Source organism: Bradyrhizobium sp. CSA207 (assembly GCF_029051685.1).
Lineage (GTDB): Bacteria > Pseudomonadota > Alphaproteobacteria > Rhizobiales > Xanthobacteraceae > Bradyrhizobium.
Map to the genome: position 1 here is coordinate 1 of NZ_JAACFT010000022.1, position 19,333 is coordinate 19,333.

Annotated in this window: 21 protein-coding genes; 9 read left to right on the forward strand and 12 right to left on the reverse strand. The window is 65.1% G+C overall.

Going from position 1 to position 19,333, the window contains the following annotated elements; translation table 11 throughout:
- Positions 1-156: 156 nt before the first annotated feature.
- Both GWG65_RS24110 and GWG65_RS24115 read right to left on the reverse strand, forming a co-directional pair.
- On the reverse strand, positions 157-933 hold the full coding sequence (locus GWG65_RS24110) for a tetratricopeptide repeat protein (RefSeq protein ID WP_275198062.1): 777 nt from the start codon (positions 931-933) through the stop codon (positions 157-159).
- A gap of 135 nt (positions 934-1,068) precedes the next feature.
- Positions 1,069-1,314, reverse strand: coding sequence for a PilZ domain-containing protein (locus GWG65_RS24115; RefSeq protein ID WP_027534981.1), 246 nt, complete (start codon positions 1,312-1,314; stop codon positions 1,069-1,071).
- Between the two features lie 228 nt (positions 1,315-1,542).
- On the opposite strand from GWG65_RS24115, the gene GWG65_RS24120 reads away from it, so the two are divergent.
- The 4 genes from GWG65_RS24120 to GWG65_RS24135 all read left to right on the forward strand — a co-directional run bounded on the left by GWG65_RS24120 (position 1,543) and on the right by GWG65_RS24135 (position 6,429).
- On the forward strand, positions 1,543-3,081 hold the full coding sequence (locus GWG65_RS24120; RefSeq protein WP_275198063.1) for a YifB family Mg chelatase-like AAA ATPase: 1,539 nt from the start codon (positions 1,543-1,545) through the stop codon (positions 3,079-3,081).
- 53 nt (positions 3,082-3,134) lie between these two features.
- Positions 3,135-3,485 carry a hypothetical protein gene (locus tag GWG65_RS24125; RefSeq protein ID WP_275198064.1) on the forward strand — a complete coding sequence of 117 codons (351 nt, stop codon included), beginning with the start codon at positions 3,135-3,137 and terminating at the stop codon, positions 3,483-3,485.
- Between the two features lie 120 nt (positions 3,486-3,605).
- On the forward strand, positions 3,606-4,073 hold the full coding sequence (locus GWG65_RS24130) for a hypothetical protein (RefSeq protein ID WP_275198065.1): 468 nt from the start codon (positions 3,606-3,608) through the stop codon (positions 4,071-4,073).
- A gap of 124 nt (positions 4,074-4,197) precedes the next feature.
- Positions 4,198-6,429, forward strand: a complete 2,232-nt coding sequence (locus GWG65_RS24135; RefSeq protein WP_275198066.1) for a PAS domain-containing hybrid sensor histidine kinase/response regulator — start codon at positions 4,198-4,200, stop codon at positions 6,427-6,429.
- A gap of 138 nt (positions 6,430-6,567) precedes the next feature.
- Here the strand turns inward: GWG65_RS24135 and coaA are convergent, their stop codons facing one another.
- The 7 genes from coaA to hisB all read right to left on the reverse strand — a co-directional run bounded on the left by coaA (position 6,568) and on the right by hisB (position 11,530).
- The gene (gene coaA, locus GWG65_RS24140) at positions 6,568-7,524 is read right to left on the reverse strand and encodes a type I pantothenate kinase (protein WP_148744213.1); all 957 of its coding nucleotides are present in this window, start codon (positions 7,522-7,524) and stop codon (positions 6,568-6,570) included.
- Between the two features lie 27 nt (positions 7,525-7,551).
- The gene (locus tag GWG65_RS24145) at positions 7,552-7,878 is read right to left on the reverse strand and encodes a phosphoribosyl-ATP diphosphatase (protein WP_275198067.1); all 327 of its coding nucleotides are present in this window, start codon (positions 7,876-7,878) and stop codon (positions 7,552-7,554) included.
- A 76-nt stretch (positions 7,879-7,954) separates the two neighbouring features.
- Positions 7,955-8,731, reverse strand: coding sequence for an imidazole glycerol phosphate synthase subunit HisF (hisF, locus tag GWG65_RS24150; RefSeq protein WP_275198068.1), 777 nt, complete (start codon positions 8,729-8,731; stop codon positions 7,955-7,957).
- A gap of 10 nt (positions 8,732-8,741) precedes the next feature.
- Positions 8,742-9,473 (reverse strand): 1-(5-phosphoribosyl)-5-[(5-phosphoribosylamino)methylideneamino]imidazole-4-carboxamide isomerase, encoded by a 732-nt coding sequence (hisA, locus tag GWG65_RS24155; protein WP_275198069.1) that lies wholly within the window; start codon positions 9,471-9,473, stop codon positions 8,742-8,744.
- Between the two features lie 222 nt (positions 9,474-9,695).
- Positions 9,696-10,346: an imidazole glycerol phosphate synthase subunit HisH gene (gene hisH, locus GWG65_RS24160; RefSeq protein WP_275198070.1), complete on the reverse strand. Its 651-nt coding sequence runs from the start codon at positions 10,344-10,346 to the stop codon at positions 9,696-9,698.
- Positions 10,343-10,873, reverse strand: a complete 531-nt coding sequence (locus GWG65_RS24165) for a DUF2628 domain-containing protein (RefSeq protein ID WP_275198071.1) — start codon at positions 10,871-10,873, stop codon at positions 10,343-10,345. Before GWG65_RS24165 ends, hisH begins: the two co-directional genes overlap by 4 nt.
- 63 nt (positions 10,874-10,936) lie before the next feature.
- Positions 10,937-11,530 carry an imidazoleglycerol-phosphate dehydratase HisB gene (gene hisB, locus GWG65_RS24170; RefSeq protein WP_275198072.1) on the reverse strand — a complete coding sequence of 198 codons (594 nt, stop codon included), beginning with the start codon at positions 11,528-11,530 and terminating at the stop codon, positions 10,937-10,939.
- Between the two features lie 214 nt (positions 11,531-11,744).
- On the opposite strand from hisB, the gene hslV reads away from it, so the two are divergent.
- The 5 genes from hslV (at position 11,745) to GWG65_RS24195 (ending at position 16,284) form a co-directional block, all read left to right on the forward strand.
- Positions 11,745-12,305 carry an ATP-dependent protease subunit HslV gene (gene hslV, locus GWG65_RS24175; RefSeq protein WP_275198073.1) on the forward strand — a complete coding sequence of 187 codons (561 nt, stop codon included), beginning with the start codon at positions 11,745-11,747 and terminating at the stop codon, positions 12,303-12,305.
- A 195-nt stretch (positions 12,306-12,500) separates the two neighbouring features.
- Entirely contained in the window at positions 12,501-12,986 is a 486-nt protein-coding gene (locus tag GWG65_RS24180; RefSeq protein ID WP_275198074.1) for a GNAT family N-acetyltransferase, read from the forward strand.
- A complete protein-coding gene (locus tag GWG65_RS24185; RefSeq protein ID WP_275198075.1) occupies positions 12,983-13,600 on the forward strand; it encodes a DUF2585 domain-containing protein in 618 nt (205 codons plus the stop codon). The genes GWG65_RS24180 and GWG65_RS24185 overlap by 4 nt, the downstream gene beginning before the upstream one ends.
- Positions 13,601-13,652: 52 nt before the next feature.
- Positions 13,653-14,957 carry an ATP-dependent protease ATPase subunit HslU gene (gene hslU / locus GWG65_RS24190; RefSeq protein WP_247388613.1) on the forward strand — a complete coding sequence of 435 codons (1,305 nt, stop codon included), beginning with the start codon at positions 13,653-13,655 and terminating at the stop codon, positions 14,955-14,957.
- A 202-nt stretch (positions 14,958-15,159) separates the two neighbouring features.
- Positions 15,160-16,284: a hypothetical protein gene (locus tag GWG65_RS24195; protein WP_275198076.1), complete on the forward strand. Its 1,125-nt coding sequence runs from the start codon at positions 15,160-15,162 to the stop codon at positions 16,282-16,284.
- A 189-nt stretch (positions 16,285-16,473) separates the two neighbouring features.
- On the opposite strand, the gene GWG65_RS24200 is transcribed toward GWG65_RS24195, so the two are convergent.
- From GWG65_RS24200 to GWG65_RS24210, 3 genes are read right to left on the reverse strand one after another with little or no spacing between them, the layout of a single operon-like run.
- Positions 16,474-17,064, reverse strand: coding sequence for a Smr/MutS family protein (locus GWG65_RS24200; RefSeq protein WP_275198077.1), 591 nt, complete (start codon positions 17,062-17,064; stop codon positions 16,474-16,476).
- Entirely contained in the window at positions 17,061-18,623 is a 1,563-nt protein-coding gene (locus tag GWG65_RS24205) for an MltA domain-containing protein (RefSeq protein WP_275198078.1), read from the reverse strand. Before GWG65_RS24205 ends, GWG65_RS24200 begins: the two co-directional genes overlap by 4 nt.
- Positions 18,601-19,302, reverse strand: coding sequence for a Tim44/TimA family putative adaptor protein (locus GWG65_RS24210; RefSeq protein WP_275198079.1), 702 nt, complete (start codon positions 19,300-19,302; stop codon positions 18,601-18,603). The genes GWG65_RS24205 and GWG65_RS24210 overlap by 23 nt, the downstream gene beginning before the upstream one ends.
- Positions 19,303-19,333 lie beyond the last annotated feature (31 nt).

A 19,333-nucleotide genomic window follows, 5' to 3' on the forward strand; every position in this document is an offset into this window, starting at 1 on the left:
CCCCAACCCTCCCCCGCAAGCGGGAGAGGGAGCCCACTGCCGATGTCGCCGCATCCTGCACCCATATGCGATCACCCTGCCCACAAGGGGGGAGGGAACGCACCTTCGCGAGGCGCTAGGCGAGTCTCATCCCATAAGGTCGTAAGAGAGGGCGGGCTACTTGTCGGCCCGCTGCTGCTGCTTCTTCGCCAGCAACTGGCGCAGTGCCGTGACCTTCGCCGCCGCTTCGGCCGGCGGCAGATCGCCCTTCACGATGGTTTCCGCCTCGGCCAGTTTTCCTTCCAGTCCGAGGACGAGGGCCAGATTGGCGCGCACGCGCGAGGAGGCGGGGCTGCGTTCATGCGCGCGGCGCAGCGTCTCCTCGGCTCTCGGCAGATTGTTCTGGAGCATGTAGGACAGGCCGAGATTGGACAAGACCTGCGGCTCGTCGGGCACGATCTTGAGCGCGGCGGCGTAATATTGCTGCGCTTCCTCGTTGCGGCCGAGCTGGTCGAGCGCCGCGCCCTGCGCCGACAGGATGTGCCAGTCGGGATCCTCGGGCGTGTGCGCGCGGCTCAGGACGTCGAAGGCCTGCTGGAAATTGCCGCCGTCGGCGAGCGCGCGGCCATAGCCGGCGAGCAGCGCCTTGTTGCTGGGATGGGCAAGCACGGCCTGCTCCAGCACCGCAACCGCCTGCGCACGCTGGCCGGTATCGCGCAGCGCCTTGCCGTATTCGATTGCGATGCTCGGATCGCTCGGCCTGGCACGATAGCGCTCGCGAAGCGCGTCCATGTCCGGCTTCGCTTCCGCCTTGGCCGCCGAGTCCGGCCTGCCGCCTAGCGCGCCGGTCACGTCCTCCAGGCTCATAGTCTGGCAACCGCCGAGGACAAGCACCAGGAGCGCGGGAAGCAGTAATCTCGCCGGGGGAGAGGCGAGGGGCGAACGCTTGGACATACTCTGATCACTCGACGACTGATCAGAGATGCTTACCGATTAACGCTAAAGTCCCGTTAAGGACGCGCGCCTGTCTTTTGTTTGAGCATGATCTCTTTCGGAAAACCGCTGCACACTTTTCCGGATCATGCTCGTCTAATCGGTGAATTCGGCACCGAACTCGCAGCCGATGCGCCAGCGCAGGCGGCATTGGCGGGAATAGTCCGGCGCGAAGATGATGGTGAATTGCGGCGGCACTTCCAGGAATTCCGCCACCACTTTCACGCCCCCATCAGAGATGTCCGTGATCGTGCAGTCCCGTGGCAATGAACCGGCGCCAAAATGAATCTTGGCGAGCCGTGTGCACACCCGACGTTCGCTTCTCCGGCGATTTGCAAGCATTTGAATTGTTCACCCGTTAGATCACGGCCCATCCCGCACCCCTAGGAGTAGCGGACATTCGTTGGAATGTGCTGAGGACAGCCGTTCGCATTCGAGACGTAGTGTCGAGGCCGCGTTTACGCTTCGTTAGGGCTTCGGCGCGCCCAAAGAGTGTTCCCGTATTGTTCTTGCCACGGCCAATCCGCTCTGCTACCCTCGATTGTGCGAGAGGGCAGCTTGGTTTCGGGCATGGTTCAGCGGGTTTCTACCGTCGCCTTTGAGGGGATCGAGGCCCGCGCGGTCGACGTCCAGGTGCAGGTTGCGCCGGGCCTGCCGGCTTTTGCCATCGTCGGCTTGCCGGACAAGGCGGTGTCGGAGGCGCGCGAGCGGGTCCGCGCGGCGCTGATCGCCTCAGGGCTGGCGCTGCCGGCGCGGCGGATCATCGTCAATCTGGCGCCCGCTGATCTGCCCAAGGAAGGCAGCCATTACGATCTGCCGATCGCGCTCGGGCTGATGGCGGCGATCGGCGCGATTCCGCCGGATGCATTGACGGGCTTTACCGTTCTCGGCGAGCTCGGCCTCGACGGCTCGATTGCACCCGTTGCCGGCGTTCTCCCCGCCGCGATCGGCGCCAATACGCGCGAGGAAGGATTGATCTGCCCGGCGGCTTGCGGCTCGGAGGCGGCGTGGGCAAGCCCGGACATCCAGATCATTGCCGCGAGTTCGCTGATCCAGATCGCCAATCACTTCAAGGGCACGCAAGTGCTGTCGCGGCCCTCGCCGAAAGTGCATGAGGCTGCCGCCTCCCCGCTCGATTTGCGTGACATCAAGGGCCAGGAGAGCGCCAAGCGGGCGCTCGAGATCGCAGCCGCGGGCGGACATCATCTCCTGATGATCGGTGCGCCCGGCGCCGGCAAATCGATGCTGGCGGCGCGGCTGCCCTCGATCCTGCCGCCGCTGTCGCCGGGCGAACTGCTCGAGGTCTCGATGATCGCCTCCGTTGCCGGCGAGATCCAAGGCGGCGCGCTCACCGCGCGGCGCCCGTTCCGCTCGCCGCATCATTCCGCCAGCATGGCCGCGCTCACCGGGGGCGGCATGCGGGCAAAACCCGGCGAGATCTCGCTGGCGCATCAGGGCGTGCTGTTCCTCGACGAGCTGCCCGAATTCGATCCGCGTGTGCTGGATTCGCTGCGCCAGCCGCTGGAGAACGGCGAGGTCGCGGTGTCCCGTGCCAATCACCGCGTCACCTATCCGGCGCGCTTCATGCTGGTCGCCGCGATGAATCCCTGCCGCTGCGGCAACGCGTTCGAACCCGGCTATGCCTGCAAGCGCGGCCGCATCGATCGCTGCACCGGCGACTACCAGGCCCGCATCTCCGGCCCGCTGATGGACCGCATCGACCTGCGCATCGAGGTGCCGGCGGTCACCGCCGCCGATTTGATCCTGCCGCCAGCGGCAGAAGGATCGGCCGAGGTTGCCGCGCGTGTGGCGGCGGCGCGCGACATCCAGCTCGCGCGCTATGCTGATGCCGGCCTGCCGCGTGTCCGCACCAATGCCGAGGCGCCGGCTTCGGTGCTGGAGGAGTTCGCAAAGCCCGACGCGCAAGGCGCCAAGCTGCTGCGCGATGCCGCCGAAACCATGCGGCTGTCGGCGCGCGGCTATCACCGCGTGCTGCGGGTGGCGCGCACGCTCGCCGATCTCGATGGCACCGAGAAGATCGGCCGGCTGCATCTCGCCGAGGCGCTGTCCTACCGCGCCCTTGCGGAGGACGTGCGGCAGATGGCGTGACTGATGCGCCGCGGCATTTTGCTCAAGAGCAGCACTTTGCGTGAGATCGAACCATGACCGATGCCGATGCCTGCACCATCAGATTTGTTCGTCCGTCCCAATATGCCGATTGGCTGAGGTCCTACGAGCTCCGGGTCAACGGGACCAGCGTTGGGAAGCTTGCGCGCAACGATGCGTTGGAGATCACGGTGCCAGCCGGGGCCTGCACGATCGAGGCGAGCATTGATTGGGGCAGGAGCCATCCGCTCATCGTTCGCACCGCTCCCGGCGAAACGGTCGAGATCGAGGTCAAGAACAGGTGGGGCGCCTGGGCGGCCCTGTGGGCGATCAGCTTTGGCAGGAACAGCTATTTGGTTCTCACTAAAGTCGAGCGAAAAGCGAACGGAAGCGGCCTAGCCGACTGAGACTCTCATCCCTGGATACCGCATCAACCCGGCGGTAACGAGTTTCCTTTACACTCTGCAAACCATAAGGCCCACGCGTTTCCGACACGAGTTCCCTAGGGGCCCGGCGAGTAGAGTGTCATGTTGCGTTTCAAGATCCTGGCCTCGGTTATTCCCGTGTTGGCGGCTGCGGTGTTCGCCCGTGCAGAGATCGGATCGGTCTCGCATCCCTGCATCGCGCTCGGCGACAGCACGGTCGAGCTCACGTCCCTATTCTGGACGGCCGGCGTGCACGTCGCCTTCACCGAAGACCCGACGCGGGCCACAGTGCGGGTTCAGATCACCGACGATCCTGATGCCGCGGATTTCGCCGTCGTCGACGACGGCATCGGTTCGGAGCTGGATTCCTGCCAGGCCAATCCGTCGACACGCCTCATCACGATTGCCGCGCAGCCCGTCGATGGCGGCCCGGTGATCTATCTCTCCAGCGAAGGACCGGCGGATTACCGCATCTATGTCCGCTCGAAGACGTTTTCGCAGCGCGACGCGGCAGCATTGATCGTCGGCGCCCACGGTGGCCACCGCCACCTCCAGGCAGCCTCGCTCTGAGCCGTTAACGCCTCGTCAACCCTGTTTGGCAGCAGCCCCAAAGCCTCAAGCTGTTCGCAAGGTCGGCGAGACATCGTCGCACACGGCAGGGCGGGGTTTCGGACAAGAGTCGGGGTCGGTTGCGATGGGTCGGACGTTCCGGATCAAGGTGCATACGCGCCGCTTCAGGCGCCGCCATCCCAGAATTGCGTTCGCGATCCGCTCGTTCGTGATCTTCTCGGCGACTTTTGGCGGCGCCTTCGGATTCATTACCGGCAGCCGGTCCGAGAATTCCGGTTACGATCCCAACGCGTTTGCGATCGGCGCGAGTTTTCTGTTCGCGCTCGCCTGCCTTGGCCTGGCGACGCTGAGCATGCGGCTGCGCTTCGTCAACAAGCGGCTGCGCACGCTGGCCGCCCACAATGAAGCACTGATCGATCGCAATTGGGAGCTGAAGGAAGCCGAAGAGCGCGCCCGCAGCCTGTTCGAACAGCAGGGCGACCTGATCGTGCTGCGCGATCATCAAGGCCGCATCACCTTCGCCAACGACGCCTATTGCGCGCTGGCCGGCCGCGCGCGCAACGCGCTGATCGGCACGCGCTTTGATTTCGACGTGCTGGAGCAGGGCGAAAGCGCGCGCGAAAGCAGCGGCACCCGCATGCACGACCAGAAGATCGCGACGCCCGTCGGCGGACGCTGGATCGCCTGGCGCGAGGGTTTTGTGCGGCTCGATGCCGGCCAGGGCGCCGAATTACAGAGCGTCGGGCGCGACGTCACCGACCGCACCGAGACCGAACGGGCGCTGTCGGAGGCGCGCGACCAGGCCGATGCCGCCAACCGCGCCAAGTCGCGCTTCCTGGCGATGGCCTCGCACGAGATCCGCACTCCCCTCAACGGCATCATCGGCATGGGCGGGCTGTTGCTCGACACCACGCTCACGCTCGAGCAGGCAACCTATGCCAGGGCGGTCAAGACCTCCGGCGAGGCGCTGATGGCGCTGATCGAGGAGCTGCTCGACTATTCCAAGATCGAAGCCGGCAAGCTCGACCTCGAGCTGCGCCCGTTCGCGCTCTCGACCCTCATCGAGGACATCACCGAGCTGCTGGCGCCGCGCGCGCAGGCTAAGAATCTCGAGATCGCCGCCTATGTCGACGAGCGCCTGCCGCTCGAAATCGTCGGCGACGCGGCGCGGCTGCGCCAGGTGCTGCTCAATCTCGCCGGCAATGCCATCAAATTCACCGCGAGCGGCGGCGTCGCGCTGATCGTCGAGCCCGGGATATGGCCGAGCGAGATCAGCTTCCTGGTGCGCGACACCGGCATCGGCATCGCGCCCGAAGCGCGCTCGCGCATCTTCCGCGAATTCGAGCAAGCCGACGAGCGCGTCGCCCGCACCTATGGCGGCACCGGTCTTGGACTTGCGATCAGCGAGCGCATCATCAAGCGGATGGGCGGCCGCATCACGCTCACGAGCGAGCCGGGCCAGGGCTCGACCTTCGAGATCGCGATTCCGCTGACAGCATCGCAAGCCGGCGCGGGGCAGACGGCATTCGCGAGCCCCGACCTCACCGGCGGCAAGTCTATCCTCCTGATCGCCGACGGCATCGAGGCCGCGCTGATCGCGCGGCGGCTGGAGCGCTGGGGCGGCCAGATCTGCATGGTCTCGGATGCCGCCGTGGCGGAGGCGCTGTTGCCGGAACGGTCATGGCATGCGGTGCTGATTGATCGTGCGCTCGGTCCTGACGTTGCCGACCGCCTGGGCGAAGCGGCGCGCACACACGCGTCGCAGCGGCTCGTGCTGCTGACGCCGAGCTCGCGCCACGAGAAACTTTCGGCCGCCTTCACCGGCTTTCTGGTCAAGCCGCTACGTGCGGCCTCGCTCGCCGCGCGCCTGGCGCTGACGCCCGAAATTGTCGCACCAGATCTCGCCCCCGAGCCGCCGGTTGAGAGCACCGCCAATGCAACGACATCGAAAGGCCTGTCGGTCCTCGTCGCCGAAGACAACGAGATCAACGCGCTGCTGATGCGGTCGCTGCTGACGAAACTCGGCCACAGCGTCGTCCTCGCTGTCCATGGCGAGGCCGCGCTGGAATCCTGGCTCGCCTCCGCATCGGCCGGCACACCCTATGATCTCGTGCTGATGGACATCCAGATGCCGCAGCTCGACGGCATCGAGGCGACCAAGCGCATCCGCGCGCATGAGGCAGCCACAGGCGGCCGCCACACGCCGATCCTCGCCCTCACCGCCAATACGCTGGTGGAGGATCGTTATGCCTGCTTCGAGGCGGGCATGAACGGGTTTTTGATCAAACCGCTGGATCGCGAGAAGCTGGAAGAGGCCCTGGCCGGGCTCGCGGCATCACGGCAGATTGCGGTGTAGCCACAATCGAAACAGCCGTAGGGTGGGTTAGCGAAGCGTAACCCACCACTGTCTCTCTCCACGAAGCAGAAGTGGTGGGTTACGCATCCGCCTTCGCTCTTCGAGCTTCGGCGGACGCTAACCCACCCTACAAAGCCACTACAATCTTCGCAGCGCCACGCTCTCCACCACGTGGTCGGGGCCCTTCTTCAGGATCAATGTCGCGCGGGGGCGGGTCGGCAGGATGTTGTCCTCGAGATTGGCGAGGTTGGTGCGCTCCCAGATCGCGATCGCAGTGGCGGTGGCTTCCTCGTCCGACAACAGCGCATAACGGTTGAAGTAGGACTTTGGGTTGATGAACGCAGTATCGCGCAGCGACAGGAATCGCCGGATGTACCACTGCCGCAGCGCCGCCTCATCGGCGTCGATATAGACCGAGAAATCGAAGAAGTCGGAGACGACCGGCACCGCCTTGCCGTCGCGCGGCAGCTTGCCGGTTTGCAGCACGTTGACGCCCTCGACGATCAGGATGTCGGGTTGGTCGATCTCGGCCCATTCGTTCGGGACGATGTCGTAAGTCAGATGCGAATAGACCGGCGCGCGCACATGGCGGCGGCCGGCCTTGATGTCGGAGAGGAAGCTGAGCAGCAGCGGCAGATCGTAGCTCTCCGGAAAGCCCTTCTTCTGCATGAGGCCCTGCCGCTCGAGCACGGCGTTGGGATAGAGAAAACCGTCGGTGGTGATCAGTTCGACCTTCGGGCGCGGCGACCAGCGCGCCAGCAGCGCCTGGAGCACGCGGGCCGTGGTGGATTTTCCGACCGCGACCGAGCCGGCGACGCCGATGATGTAGGGCATCTTGCGGTCGCGGATGTTGAGGAACTGGCGCTCCGCATAATACAGCCTCTGCATCGCGTCGACATAGATCGACAGCAATCGCGACAGCGGCAGGTAGATGTCCTCGACCTCCTGCAAGTCCAGGCGATCATGCAGCGAGCGCAGGCGATCGAATTCGCCAGGCTCCAGCGTCATCGGCGTATCGTCGCGCAGCCGCGCCCATTGCTCGCGCGTATAGATGCGGTACGGATTGTACTGCTGCTCGGGTGCGCGGATATCCATAACGCCGCCTTTCCGTTACGACCTCAGCTAACTGCCGCCCTTGCGCGACGCCTTCTCTTCCAACCCGGACATCGAGGTTCGCTTGTCCAGCGCCGCCTCGACCTCTTCCAGCTTTACGCCGCGGGCCTTGAGCAGCACAAGGAAATGGTAGAGCAGGTCGGCGCCTTCGGCGATCAGATGCTCGCGATCGTTTTCGACTGCTGCGATTACGGTTTCGACTGCTTCCTCACCGAACTTCTTGGCGCAATGTTCGGCGCCCTTGTCCAGGAGCTTGCGGGTATAGGAGCCCTCGCCGCCGGCCGCCGCGCGGGCATCGATGGTGTCGGCCAGGTCATGGATCGTGAAACGCGGCATACGGAATACTCAGAACACGCCCGGCTGCATCAGCCGGTCTCACCGGCCGATGTAGCATTTTTTGGAACTGGAGTCGTCAGGGATCGAGACGCATGGGCAGGCCGCGCCGGGTCATGTGCTCCTTGGCCTCGCGGATGGTGAATTCCCCGAAATGGAAGATCGAGGCGGCCAGCACCGCCGTGGCGTGCCCGTCGCGAATACCGTCGACGAGGTGATCGAGATTGCCGACGCCGCCCGAGGCGATCACGGGAACGGGAACGCTGTCGGCGATCGCCCGGGTCAGCGGGATGTCGAACCCCTGCCTTGTGCCGTCGCGGTCCATCGAGGTGAGCAAAATTTCACCAGCCCCGAGCGAGACCACTTCCTGGGCATATTCGACGGCGTCGATGCCGGTCGAGTTGCGGCCGCCATGGGTGAAGATCTCCCAGCGGTCGGAGCCGCCCGGACGCTTGACCCGCTTGGCATCGATCGCGACCACCACGCACTGCTCGCCGAATTTTTCGGCCGCTTCCTTGACGAACTCGCGCCGCGACACCGCGGCGCTGTTGATCGAGACCTTGTCGGCGCCGGAACGCAGCAATGTCCTGATGTCGTTGACCTCACGTACGCCGCCGCCCACGGTGACCGGCATGAAGCAGGCCTCGGCCGTGCGCCGGACCACGTCGAGCATGATGCCGCGGTTCTCATGGGTCGCGGTGATATCGAGGAAGCAGAGTTCGTCGGCGCCGGCCGCATCATAGGCGATCGCCGCTTCGACGGGATCGCCGGCATCGCGCAGGTCGACGAAGTTGACGCCCTTGACGACCCGGCCGTCCTTGACGTCGAGGCAGGGGATCACGCGCACCTTGAACATCGGATGTCTCCTAGGCCGCGGCGCGGATCAGCGTGAGGGCCGCAGTGGGATCGAGCCGGCCGTCATAGAGCGCGCGGCCGGCAATCGCGCCGGCGAGCTTTTTCGCGCGCGGCGTCAGCATCGCCTTGACGTCCTCGATCGAGGCGAGGCCGCCGGAGGCGATCACGGGAATGGAGATCGCCTCCGCCAGCGCAATCGTGGCATCGAGATTCAACCCCTTGAGCAGACCGTCACGCGCGATGTCGGTGAAGATGATGGCGGCGACGCCGGCATCCTCGAAACGCTGCGCGATTTCCAGCACGGTCACCTGCGAGGTCTCGGCCCAGCCTTCGACCGCGACCTTGCCGTCGCGGGCGTCCAACCCGACCGCGACGCGGCCGGGAAATTTCTTCGCGGCAGCCTTCACCAGCTCCGGATCGCGCACCGCGGCGGTGCCAATGATGACGCGGGTGATGCCCTTGGCGAGCCAGGCCTCGACGGTGGCGAGATCGCGAATGCCGCCGCCGAGCTGCACCGGGATCTTGATCGTCTTCAGCATGCCCTCGACAGCCTGCGCATTCACCGGCTTGCCGGCGAAGGCGCCATCGAGATCGACGACGTGGAGATATTCAAAACCTTGCGTGACGAAGCTCTGCGCCTGCGCCGCGGGATCGAGGTTGAACACGGTCGCGCGCGCCATGTCGCCTTGCTCGAGGCGCACGCATTGGCCGTTCTTGAGGTCGATGGCGGGGAAGAGGATCATCGGTTAGCAGCGCCCTTTCCGCGCGCACGGTCGGCTCCCTCCCCCCTTGTGGGGGAGGGTTGGGGAGGGGGGGGTAGCCACAAGCACCGCCGTTGGGGCTTACCCCCCTCCCGAATGCTTCGCGCATAGCCAAGGCTTCGCCTTGGCGTCGTCCCTTAAGACGGCGGCCGGAGGCCGCCTTTTGCTCCCCCACAAGGGGGGAGGTAACAAGAGCGGCGGCCATCACGGCTTCCATCTCAAAAAGTTCGAGATCAGCGCCAGCCCAAAGCGCTGGCTCTTCTCGGGGTGGAATTGCGTGCCGATGGCGGTGTCCTTGCCAACGATTGCGGTGACCGGCCCGCCGTAATCGGCGCGCGCTAGCACGTCCGCTTCATTGGCGGCGTTGAGGTGATAGGAGTGCACGAAATAGGCGTGCTGGCCCTTTGGGCCGAGCGGCAGCCGCTCCAGCACGGGATGCTCGCGGAGCACGTCGAGCGTATTCCAGCCCATATGCGGGATCTTCAGGTTTTCGTCGCGCGGCGTGATCTTCTCGACGTCGCCGCCGATCCAGTTCAGGCCCTGCGTGATGACATGCTCCTTGCCGCGCGTGGCGAACAGCTGCATGCCGACGCAGATGCCGAACATCGGACGCGCCTTGACCCGCACCGCTTCGGTGATCGCCTCGACCATGCCGTTGACGGCATCGAGCCCGCGCCGGCAATCGGCGAAGGCGCCGACGCCGGGAAGCACCAGACGATCGGCACCGTAGGCCTGGTCCGGATCGCTGGTGACAAAGACCTTTTGCGGGTTTTCCAGGCTGCGCGCGGCGCGCTCGAAGGCCTTGGCGGCGGAATGCAGATTGCCGGAACCGTAATCGATGATGGCGACGCTCATCTTGACCCTCCCGGTTCTGGAAACAATCCGATAATGCCGCCCGCTGGCAACGGCGGCGGGCTGGAGAATTGCTGGCCCGGCACGTTCCGGGTCGGCGGCGGGCCGCCGCGATCGACGGCCCATTGATCGTTGACGATGCCGCGCTGCTTCTGGCTCCAGCGTTCGAAGAAGCGGCGCTCTGCGGTGTCCTCGTCGTCGCCAACGACGATATCGAGCTGGCGCCACTTGCTGCGCGACAGCGTCCAGCGGCGCAGGCTCGACGCTTCAAAGCCCATCAGCAGCGCGACGATGATGTCGGCAAAGAAGATCGAGCCGCGTCCGACACCAAGGCTGGACAGCCCGGCATTGAACGCAGCGACGAAGATCACCCAGCCGATCAGGGCCAGCCAGAGCCTGTTCCAGAGCAGCCAGAACGGGCCGAACACCATCGCCCAGAAATGGAAGCCGTCGCGCACGAAGACGAACTTGTCCGTGGCGCGCAGGTCATCCCCGCCGGGGGTGGGAGCATGAACCGTATAGACAGGCATGGTGATGCCCCGTTCTTCGAATTCAGTGAAACCGCAAGCGGCGCGTGCCGCCGGAGCGAGATGTCAGCCGCCGAGCGAACCCTTGGTGGAGGGCACCTCGCCCGCCGCCTTCGGATCGATCGCGACCGCCGCCCGCAGCGCCCGCGCCAGACCCTTGAAGCAGGACTCCGCGATGTGGTGGCTGTTATCGCCATATAGGGTCTCGACGTGGAGAGTCACGCCGGCGTTCATGGCGAAGGCCTGGAACCACTCGCGCACCAGCTCGGTGTCGAACTCTCCGATCTTGTCGCGGGGGAAATCGACCTTGAACACCAGGACCGGGCGTCCCGAGATGTCGATGACGACGCGCGACAGGGTCTCGTCCATGGGCATGTGGACGCCGGCGTAGCGGGTGATGCCGGCCATGTTGCCGAGCGCCTGCTTGACCGCCTGGCCGAGCGCGATGCCGGTGTCTTCGGTGGTATGGTGATGATCAATGTGCAGATCGCCCACCGCCTTGACCGTCAGGTCGATGCGGGAATGGCGGGCGAGGAGATCGAGCATATGGTCGAAAAAGCCGATGCCGGTCGCGATTTTGGACACGCCGGTACCATCGAGGTTCACGGTCACCTCGATGTCGGTCTCCTTGGTCTTGCGCTTGATCGTCGCGGTGCGCATGGAAAGCTGGCTTCCAATCTGGCCTGATGCCGAAAACGCCGGTCTTTTAACAGCCAAATGACGCCTTCGCTACTGCGGGATCGCCTTGGCAGGGCGGCAGTTCGCTCTATGGTGAGCGAAATTTGGGCCGGAGCGGTCCTGTTGTGCGTCGGTTGTGCACTGGTTGTGACTTGGGCCCCAACCGCCTAGATCAGGCCGGACAACGAGGTATTTCATGCAGAACCCCCAGAACAGCTCGCCGGTCTGGCACGGCACCACGATTTTGACCGTCCGCAAGGGCGGCAAGGTGGTGGTTGGCGGCGACGGTCAGGTCTCGATCGGCCAGACCGTGATCAAGTCCAACGCCAAAAAGGTCCGCAAGCTCGGCAAGGGCGACGTCATCGGCGGCTTTGCCGGCGCCACCGCCGACGCCTTCACCCTGTTTGAGCGTCTGGAAGCCAAACTCGAGCAATATCCGGGGCAATTGACCCGGGCTGCGGTCGAGCTCGCCAAGGACTGGCGCACCGACCGCTATTTGCGGCGGCTGGAGGCCATGATGATCGTGGCCGACAAGGACGTCTCCCTGGTGCTGACCGGCACCGGCGACGTGCTGGAGCCCGAAGCCGGGGTGATGGCGATCGGCTCCGGCGGCAATTACGCGCTGGCCGCGGCGCGGGCCCTCCTCGACACCGACAAGGACGCCGAGACCATCGTCCGCCGCTCGCTCGACATCGCCGCCGACATTTGCGTCTACACCAACCGCAACGTGACCATCGAGAGCCTGGCGAGCGGGTAAGGTAGAGCTTCCTTTGTCCGAACGCGCGTCCGCGGCTTGGTGCGCCTCTCCCGCTTGCGGGAGAGGTCGACGCGCTCATAGAGCGCGGCGGGTGAGGGTTTTCCCCACACGGAGACTGTCCCATTGCGGAAGCACCCTCTCCCCAGCCCTCTCCCGCAAGCGGGAGAGGGAGCGCAGTCCCGCCGTGGCAAGTAGATGAGCGTCATTTACACCTTCCGCCCGATGACGACGGCCGACCTGCCGCTGGTCCGGCAGTGGCTGGCCGAAGCGCATGTGCGGGAATGGTGGGGCGATCCGGAGGAGCAGCTTGCGCTGGTGCGCGGCGATCTCGACGAGCCGGCGATGGACCAGTTCATCGTGTTGGCCGGCAAGCGGCCGTTCGGCTATCTTCAATGCTACAGCCTGACCGCCTGGAATACGGGGTTCGGGCCGCAACCGGAGGGCACGCGTGGCATCGACCAGTTCATCGGCGAGAGCGACATGATCGCGCGCGGTCACGGCTCGGCATTCATCCGCCAGTTCGCCGATGCGCGGCTGCAGCAAGGCCTGCCGCGCATCGTGACCGATCCTGATGCGCTCAAAGTGCGTGCCGTGCGCGCTTACGAGAAGGCGGGCTTCGTCCGCGATCGCATGGTCGAGACGCCCGACGGCCCGGCGCTCCTGATGGTGCGCGCGCCATGACGCTGGCAACCACGCACGAGGGCAAGGCCGCATTTCCGCCGCTCGCCTGGCTCGGCATCGCGCTGCTGCTGCTCGCGCTGCAAGCCTCGATCCTGTTCGCAATGGGGCGAGTGCCGATCTGCACCTGCGGCACCATCAAGCTCTGGCATGGCGTGGTGAACTCTTCGGAGAACTCCCAGCACATCGCCGACTGGTACAGTTTCTCGCATGTCCTGCACGGCTTCCTGTTCTACGGATTGACCTGGATCCTGTTCGCGCGGCTGCCATGGCTGCGCCTTTCCTGGCCGGTACGGCTGATCATCGCCATGCTGATCGAAGGTACCTGGGAGATCGTCGAGAATTCCCCGTTCATCATCGAGCGCTACCGCGCCGGCACGATCTCGCTGGACTATTACGGCGACAGCATCGTCAATTCGATCTCGGATACGGCGTTCATGGTGCTGGGGTTTCTCGCCGCGCGTCTGCTGCCGGTCCCGGCGACCGTCGCGATCGGGCTCGCCTTCGAGATCATGATGGCGCTCCATATTCGTGACAATCTGACGCTGAACATTCTGATGCTGATCCATCCGCTCGACGCCGTGAAACTTTGGCAATCCGGCCCACCGATCCTCTGACGGCCAAAAAAGCGGCTTGTCCCGGCCCGCCTCTGATCCTAGCTAAGGTCCCATGACAGACTTCTCTCCCCGCGAAATCGTTTCCGAACTCGATCGCTTCATCGTCGGCCAGGCCGAAGCCAAGCGCGCGGTCTCGATCGCCTTGCGCAACCGCTGGCGCCGGCAGCAGCTCGAAGGTTCCTTGCGCGAGGAAGTGCTGCCGAAGAACATCCTGATGATCGGCCCGACCGGCGTCGGCAAGACCGAGATCGCGCGGCGGCTCGCCAAGCTTGCCAACGCGCCGTTCCTGAAGGTCGAGGCGACGAAATTCACCGAGGTCGGCTATGTCGGCCGCGACGTCGAGCAGATCGTGCGCGACCTCGTCGAGGTCGCGATCGCCCAGGTGCGTGAACGCAAGCGCAAGGACGTGCAGGCGCGGGCGCAGCTCGCCGCCGAGGAGCGCGTGCTCGACGCGCTGGTCGGCGCCAACGCCAGCGCGGCGACGCGGGAATCGTTCCGCAAGAAGCTGCGCGCCGGCGAAATGAACGACAAGGAAATCGAGATCGAGACGCAGTCTTCCGGCAGCGGCTTTCCGATGTTCGAAATACCGGGCATGCCTGGCGCGCAGATGGGCGCGGTCTCGATCGGCGATATCTTCGGCAAGTTAGGGGGCCGCAGCAAGACGCGGCGGCTGACGGTGGAGAGCTCGCACGAAATCCTCGTCAACGAGGAATCCGACAAGCTGCTGGACAACGACCAGTTGACCCAGGAGGCGATCGGCGCGGTCGAGAACAACGGCATCGTGTTTCTCGACGAGATCGACAAGATCTGCGCGCGCGACGGCCGCGTCGGCGGCGACGTCTCGCGCGAAGGCGTGCAGCGCGACCTGCTGCCGCTGATCGAGGGCACCACGGTCTCGACCAAGCATGGCGCGGTGAAGACCGACCACATCCTGTTCATTGCCTCCGGCGCCTTCCATGTCGCCAAGCCGTCGGACCTGTTGCCGGAATTGCAGGGTCGGCTGCCGATCCGCGTCGAGTTGCAGGCGCTGACCCGCGACGACCTGCGGCGTATCCTGACCGAGCCCGAGGCCTCGCTGATCAAGCAATATGTCGCCTTGATGCAGACCGAAGGCGTGACGCTCGATGTCACCGACAGCGCCATCGATGCGCTGGCCGACGTCGCGGTAGCCGTGAATTCGACCGTCGAGAACATCGGCGCCCGGCGGCTGCAGACCGTGATGGAGCGCGTGCTGGACGAAATCTCCTTCAGTGCACCCGATCGCAACGGCGAGACCATCCGGATCGATGCCGACTACGTGCAGAAGCACGTCGGCGACCTCGCCAAGAACGCCGATCTGAGCCGGTTTATTTTGTAATCCGCTAGGCCCGCGCTATTCATTCCGGCGTCGTCCCGGCCTAGTGCGCAATTGCGCACGGGGGCCGGGACCCATACTCACCGGCGGTCCTTGTTGGAAATGATAGCGGCCCCAGCGTTGGCTCAAAACAAACATGGGAGATTATGGGTCCCGGCCTTCGCCGGGACGACAGCGGAAGTAATGGCCGCAGCGCAGGTGCTTCGTGCGCGCTAGCGTCCTGCAAAATCCCTGGCGGATCCTGCTCGCCGTCAACGCCGCTGTTATCATCGGCGTCTTCGTCCACAAGATCCAGCTGCCGCCTTACGTCCCCTATATCCATCTCCTCGTCGACTATCATTTCGGTTTCATCAAGCGCGCGCTGATCGGGGCGATCGTCGCGCTGTTCACCGCGAAGGTGCCGGTGTGGCTGGTGTTCGCGCTCGGCGGAGTGACGTGGCTGGCCACGCTCGCTTTGTTCGCAAAGCTGTTCCAGAAGACGTTCGGATTCGCCGCCAAGACGCTGCCGCTGTTTATCTTCATCGCGGGCTCGCCGTTCTTCCTGAAGAACTTCATGCACACGCTCGGCCATTTCGACATCTATGGCTGCGCGCTGGCGATCATCCTGCTGTTGATGCCGGCGGGCTCCCTCCTGTTCGTGGCGACGGCCGCGACGTTCTCGATCGTCCTGATCCTGATCCACCACATTCATCTGCTGATGTATGTGCCGACGATCATCACCATCGTCGTGATCAGGCATTACCTCGCGCACGGCTGTAATCGCACCAACGTCGCGTTCGGCGTTGTCGCACTTCTTCTTGTCTCTGCGCTGTTCTTCGCGGCGCAGTTTGTGGGGACGATGCCGATCCCGGAAGCGGATTTCGTGGCGTATCTGAAAAGCCGGATGGCCGATTCCTCGCGCACCGACCTGCTGCAATTCAGCTACATCTGGTACCAGCCGCTGGCGAAGGAGATTGCCGACACCTGGGGACGCCTGCCGCACAACATCCTCGGCGTGCCCGTATTCGCGCTGCTGATCTGGCTGCACATGCCGGTGTGGCGCTATTTTGCCAACCTGATCGGTGCGCTTGCCAGCGACATGCAACGCCGCCTGGTGATCGCGGCACTGGTCGCCGTCAGCTTCGCCTATCTCGTGATGTTCGCGATGGTGTTCGACTATTCGCGCTGGATCTCGAACTGGGCGGTCTGCATGTTCCTGATCCTGCATGCCGTGAAGATGCTGCCGGCCGCGCGGCAGGTGCCGCTGATTCCGGCGGACGATCGGGCGACGAATATCTTCGGTCTGATCATCACGCTGATCCCGCGCGTCGGAATCGTGCGGCCGTTTTAAGGATTCACGACCAGCGGCCGCGGCGGAGGTGCGCTCCCTCTCCCGCTTGCGGGAGAGGGCTGGGGAGAGGGTCTCTCCGCATTGGGATTCCCCAAGACGAAAGAACCCTCACCCGCCGCGCGCGGGACGATGCTTCGCATCGCCCGGGGCGCGTCGACCTCTCCCGCAAGCGGGAGAGGTGTAGAGCCGCTAGAATCTCGCCCGCCTGATTCGCACATAAAGCGCGCCCTCGCCGCCGTGGCCGATACCCGCCTCTTCAAATCCAACCACGAAGGCGCGGAATTCCGGCAGGCTCAGCCATTCCGGTACCTGGCGGCGCAGCACGCCGCTTTCGCCGCCGCTCCGTCCCTTGCCGGTGATGACGAGCACGAAGGTCAGGCCGTCATGGTGGGCGCGCTGAAGGAAGCCGGACAATGCGCGATGGGCGCGCGTCTGGGTCATGCCGTGCAGATCCAGCCGCGCCTCGATCTCGCTGCGGCCGCGCGACAGTTTCGTCCGCTCGCGCTTGCCGAGCGGCGCCAGCGGCGGCACCGACGGCTTCGCGACACGCGGTGCCGGCGCCGCGGCAACCGGCCTTGCCGGCGGCGCGGGCTTGCCGCCTGGCGATGAAGGCAAAGGTTCGGCGCGCGGCGCGGCGTGCAGTTTCGCCGCACGGGTCTTCCTGAGCGGCTTGACCTGCTTTGCGACGAAGTCCCACAGCTCGCGGTCTTCCTCGCTCAGCGCGCGGCGGCGCGGCGAGGGACGAATATCCAGCACGGGCGGGCGGGACGATCGCTTCATTGCCGATGGGAGCGATTTTTCGCGGGCCGGCGCGGTTCGCGGTCCGGCTCTATCATGGGGCGCGGTGCCGGCAGCGGCACCGGGCTCGCAACGGCGACCGTGTCGCTCCTGCCTTGCGTCGTGGCTGCGGCGGGCGTGGCCGGCCTGGCCGGATCCTTCGCGGGATCGGTCTGCGGAAACAGCTTTGCGATCTTCTCCGACGGCCGCGGATCCGGCACCGGCAGCCGCGCGCCGCGGGCGACGGGATCGACGCCCTTCGGCACCAGCATCACGAAGTGCATGGCGTGGCGCAGCCGGCCCGAGACGCGGCCGGCTTCCTGGCCCGCACCAAAATAGAGATCGGCGCGCGCAGGTCCAATGATGGCCGAGCCGGTGTCCTGCGCGATCATCAGGCGGTGAAATGGTGTCTTGGCGCGTTCGGAATCGATCGGCAGCTCGCCTTCGATGAAGAACGGCGTGCCATAGACGTGGAGCGTCCTGTCGACCGCGATCGAGCGGCCCGCCGTCAGAGGAATGCCTTGCGCGCCGACCGCCTCGTCCTTGTCGGACAAATTGACCTCACGGAAGAAGATGTAGGAGCGGTTCTGGCGGCGCAGCTCCTTGGCGCCATCGGGGTTCTGCGCCATCCACTCCCTGATCTTCTGCATCGACATCTCTTCCTTCGAGATGATGCCGCGCTCGATCAGCACGCGCCCCACGGCCGTGTAGGGATAGCCGTTATAGGCGTCGTAGTTGAGCCGGACCGTGGTGCCGTCGTCGAACTTGATTCGGGCCGAGCCCTGGATCTGGGCGAACAGAAGATCGGTCGGGTCCTTCAGCCAGGCGATCTCCAGTCCACGGCCGGCGATCTTGCCGTCCTCGATCTCGCCGCGATCGTAATAGGGCACCAGCTTGCGGCGGCCGATCTTGCGATAGACCAGGCCCTTGTTGGGCAGGCTGACCGAGTCCTGCTTGTAGCCACGCACGAACAAGTTGGAGGGTCGGCGATACACCGGCACGTTGTAGACATCGGTCTGCGTGCGCGAGCCGTCGAGCACCGGCTCGTAGTAACCGGTGACGAACCCGTCGGGCTCGCCGAGACGCGAGATCCGCAGCGGCGCAAAATTCGCCTCGAAGAAGGCTTTCGCTTTGGCGTCGTCGGTGAGTTCGAGCGATTTGACGTTACGGCAGGGTTCGCTCAGCGAGGCGCCCAAAGCCTTGTATTCGATCTTGGCTTCGACCTTGGCTTCGGCCGCGGCCGTCTGCGCATTGATCGAACGGCAGCTGGCGCGGAAGGTCTTGTAGGCAGCGAGATGATCGTCGTCGCTCCAGCCCTTCACGTCGGCCCAGGTCAGCGGCAAATATTGCGCACCGGGAATTTCGAACGGCAGGGGGAGCTGCGGATAGGGCAAGGCCCGCGCAGGCACGGCAGGCAATTCGGGACGATGGTGATGATGGCTGCGATAGTGGCGCCGCGCCGCCTCGGCGCCGAGCGAAAACGACGATAGCGCGACGACACCGGCGCACAGCGCCGCCGCGCTCGTCTTCAGGAAAACCTTAATTCGCGCTTCCGGTGCCAACCAGCTTCCAGTTCGGATCGCGAGAGGTGATGTCGCGGGCGAAAGTCCAGATGTCGGTAATGTCGGCGACCGTGTCGGCGCTGCCGTCGACGATGTTGCCGGCCTTGTCGCGGGTGGCCGAGATCATCTGCGAGACGAAGCGCACGGTGAGCTGTCCGGTGCGGTCGCGTAGCTCGGCGCCGACCAGCTCGGCCTTGTCGATCGAGACGAAGCGCGTCTCGGTCTTCTGCTCGTTCTTCTCGCGCTCCTTGATCGCCGCGTCGAAGCTCTCATAGACCTCGGACGACAGCAGGTCGCGCAGCGCGCGCCGGTCGCCATTGGCGAAGGCGAGAACGATCATCTCGTAGGCGCCGCGGGCGCCGGACAGGAAGTGCCGCGGATCGAAGGTGGAATCTTTCTCGACGATGGCGTCGAGGCCCTGCGCCAGCGCGGTGCCGGGCTCGGTCAGATCCTTCCAGCGATCGGAGGGCGGGGCCGGCTCAGCCGTCGGCGCCAGCGGGGCCTGGTCGATCACCTTGCCCGGCATGGTCACGACGTTCTTGTCCTGGGCGCCCAGCGCATTGCGGGCGGTGCGATCGAACGGCGGCCGCTCACTGCCGGTACGCTGCCCCAGCACGCTACGCAGCCGCAGGAAGATAAAGACCGCCAGCGCTAGGAAGATGATGGTGTAGATGTCCACGTCGTATTCGCTTTCTGGTCTTTTCAGGGGG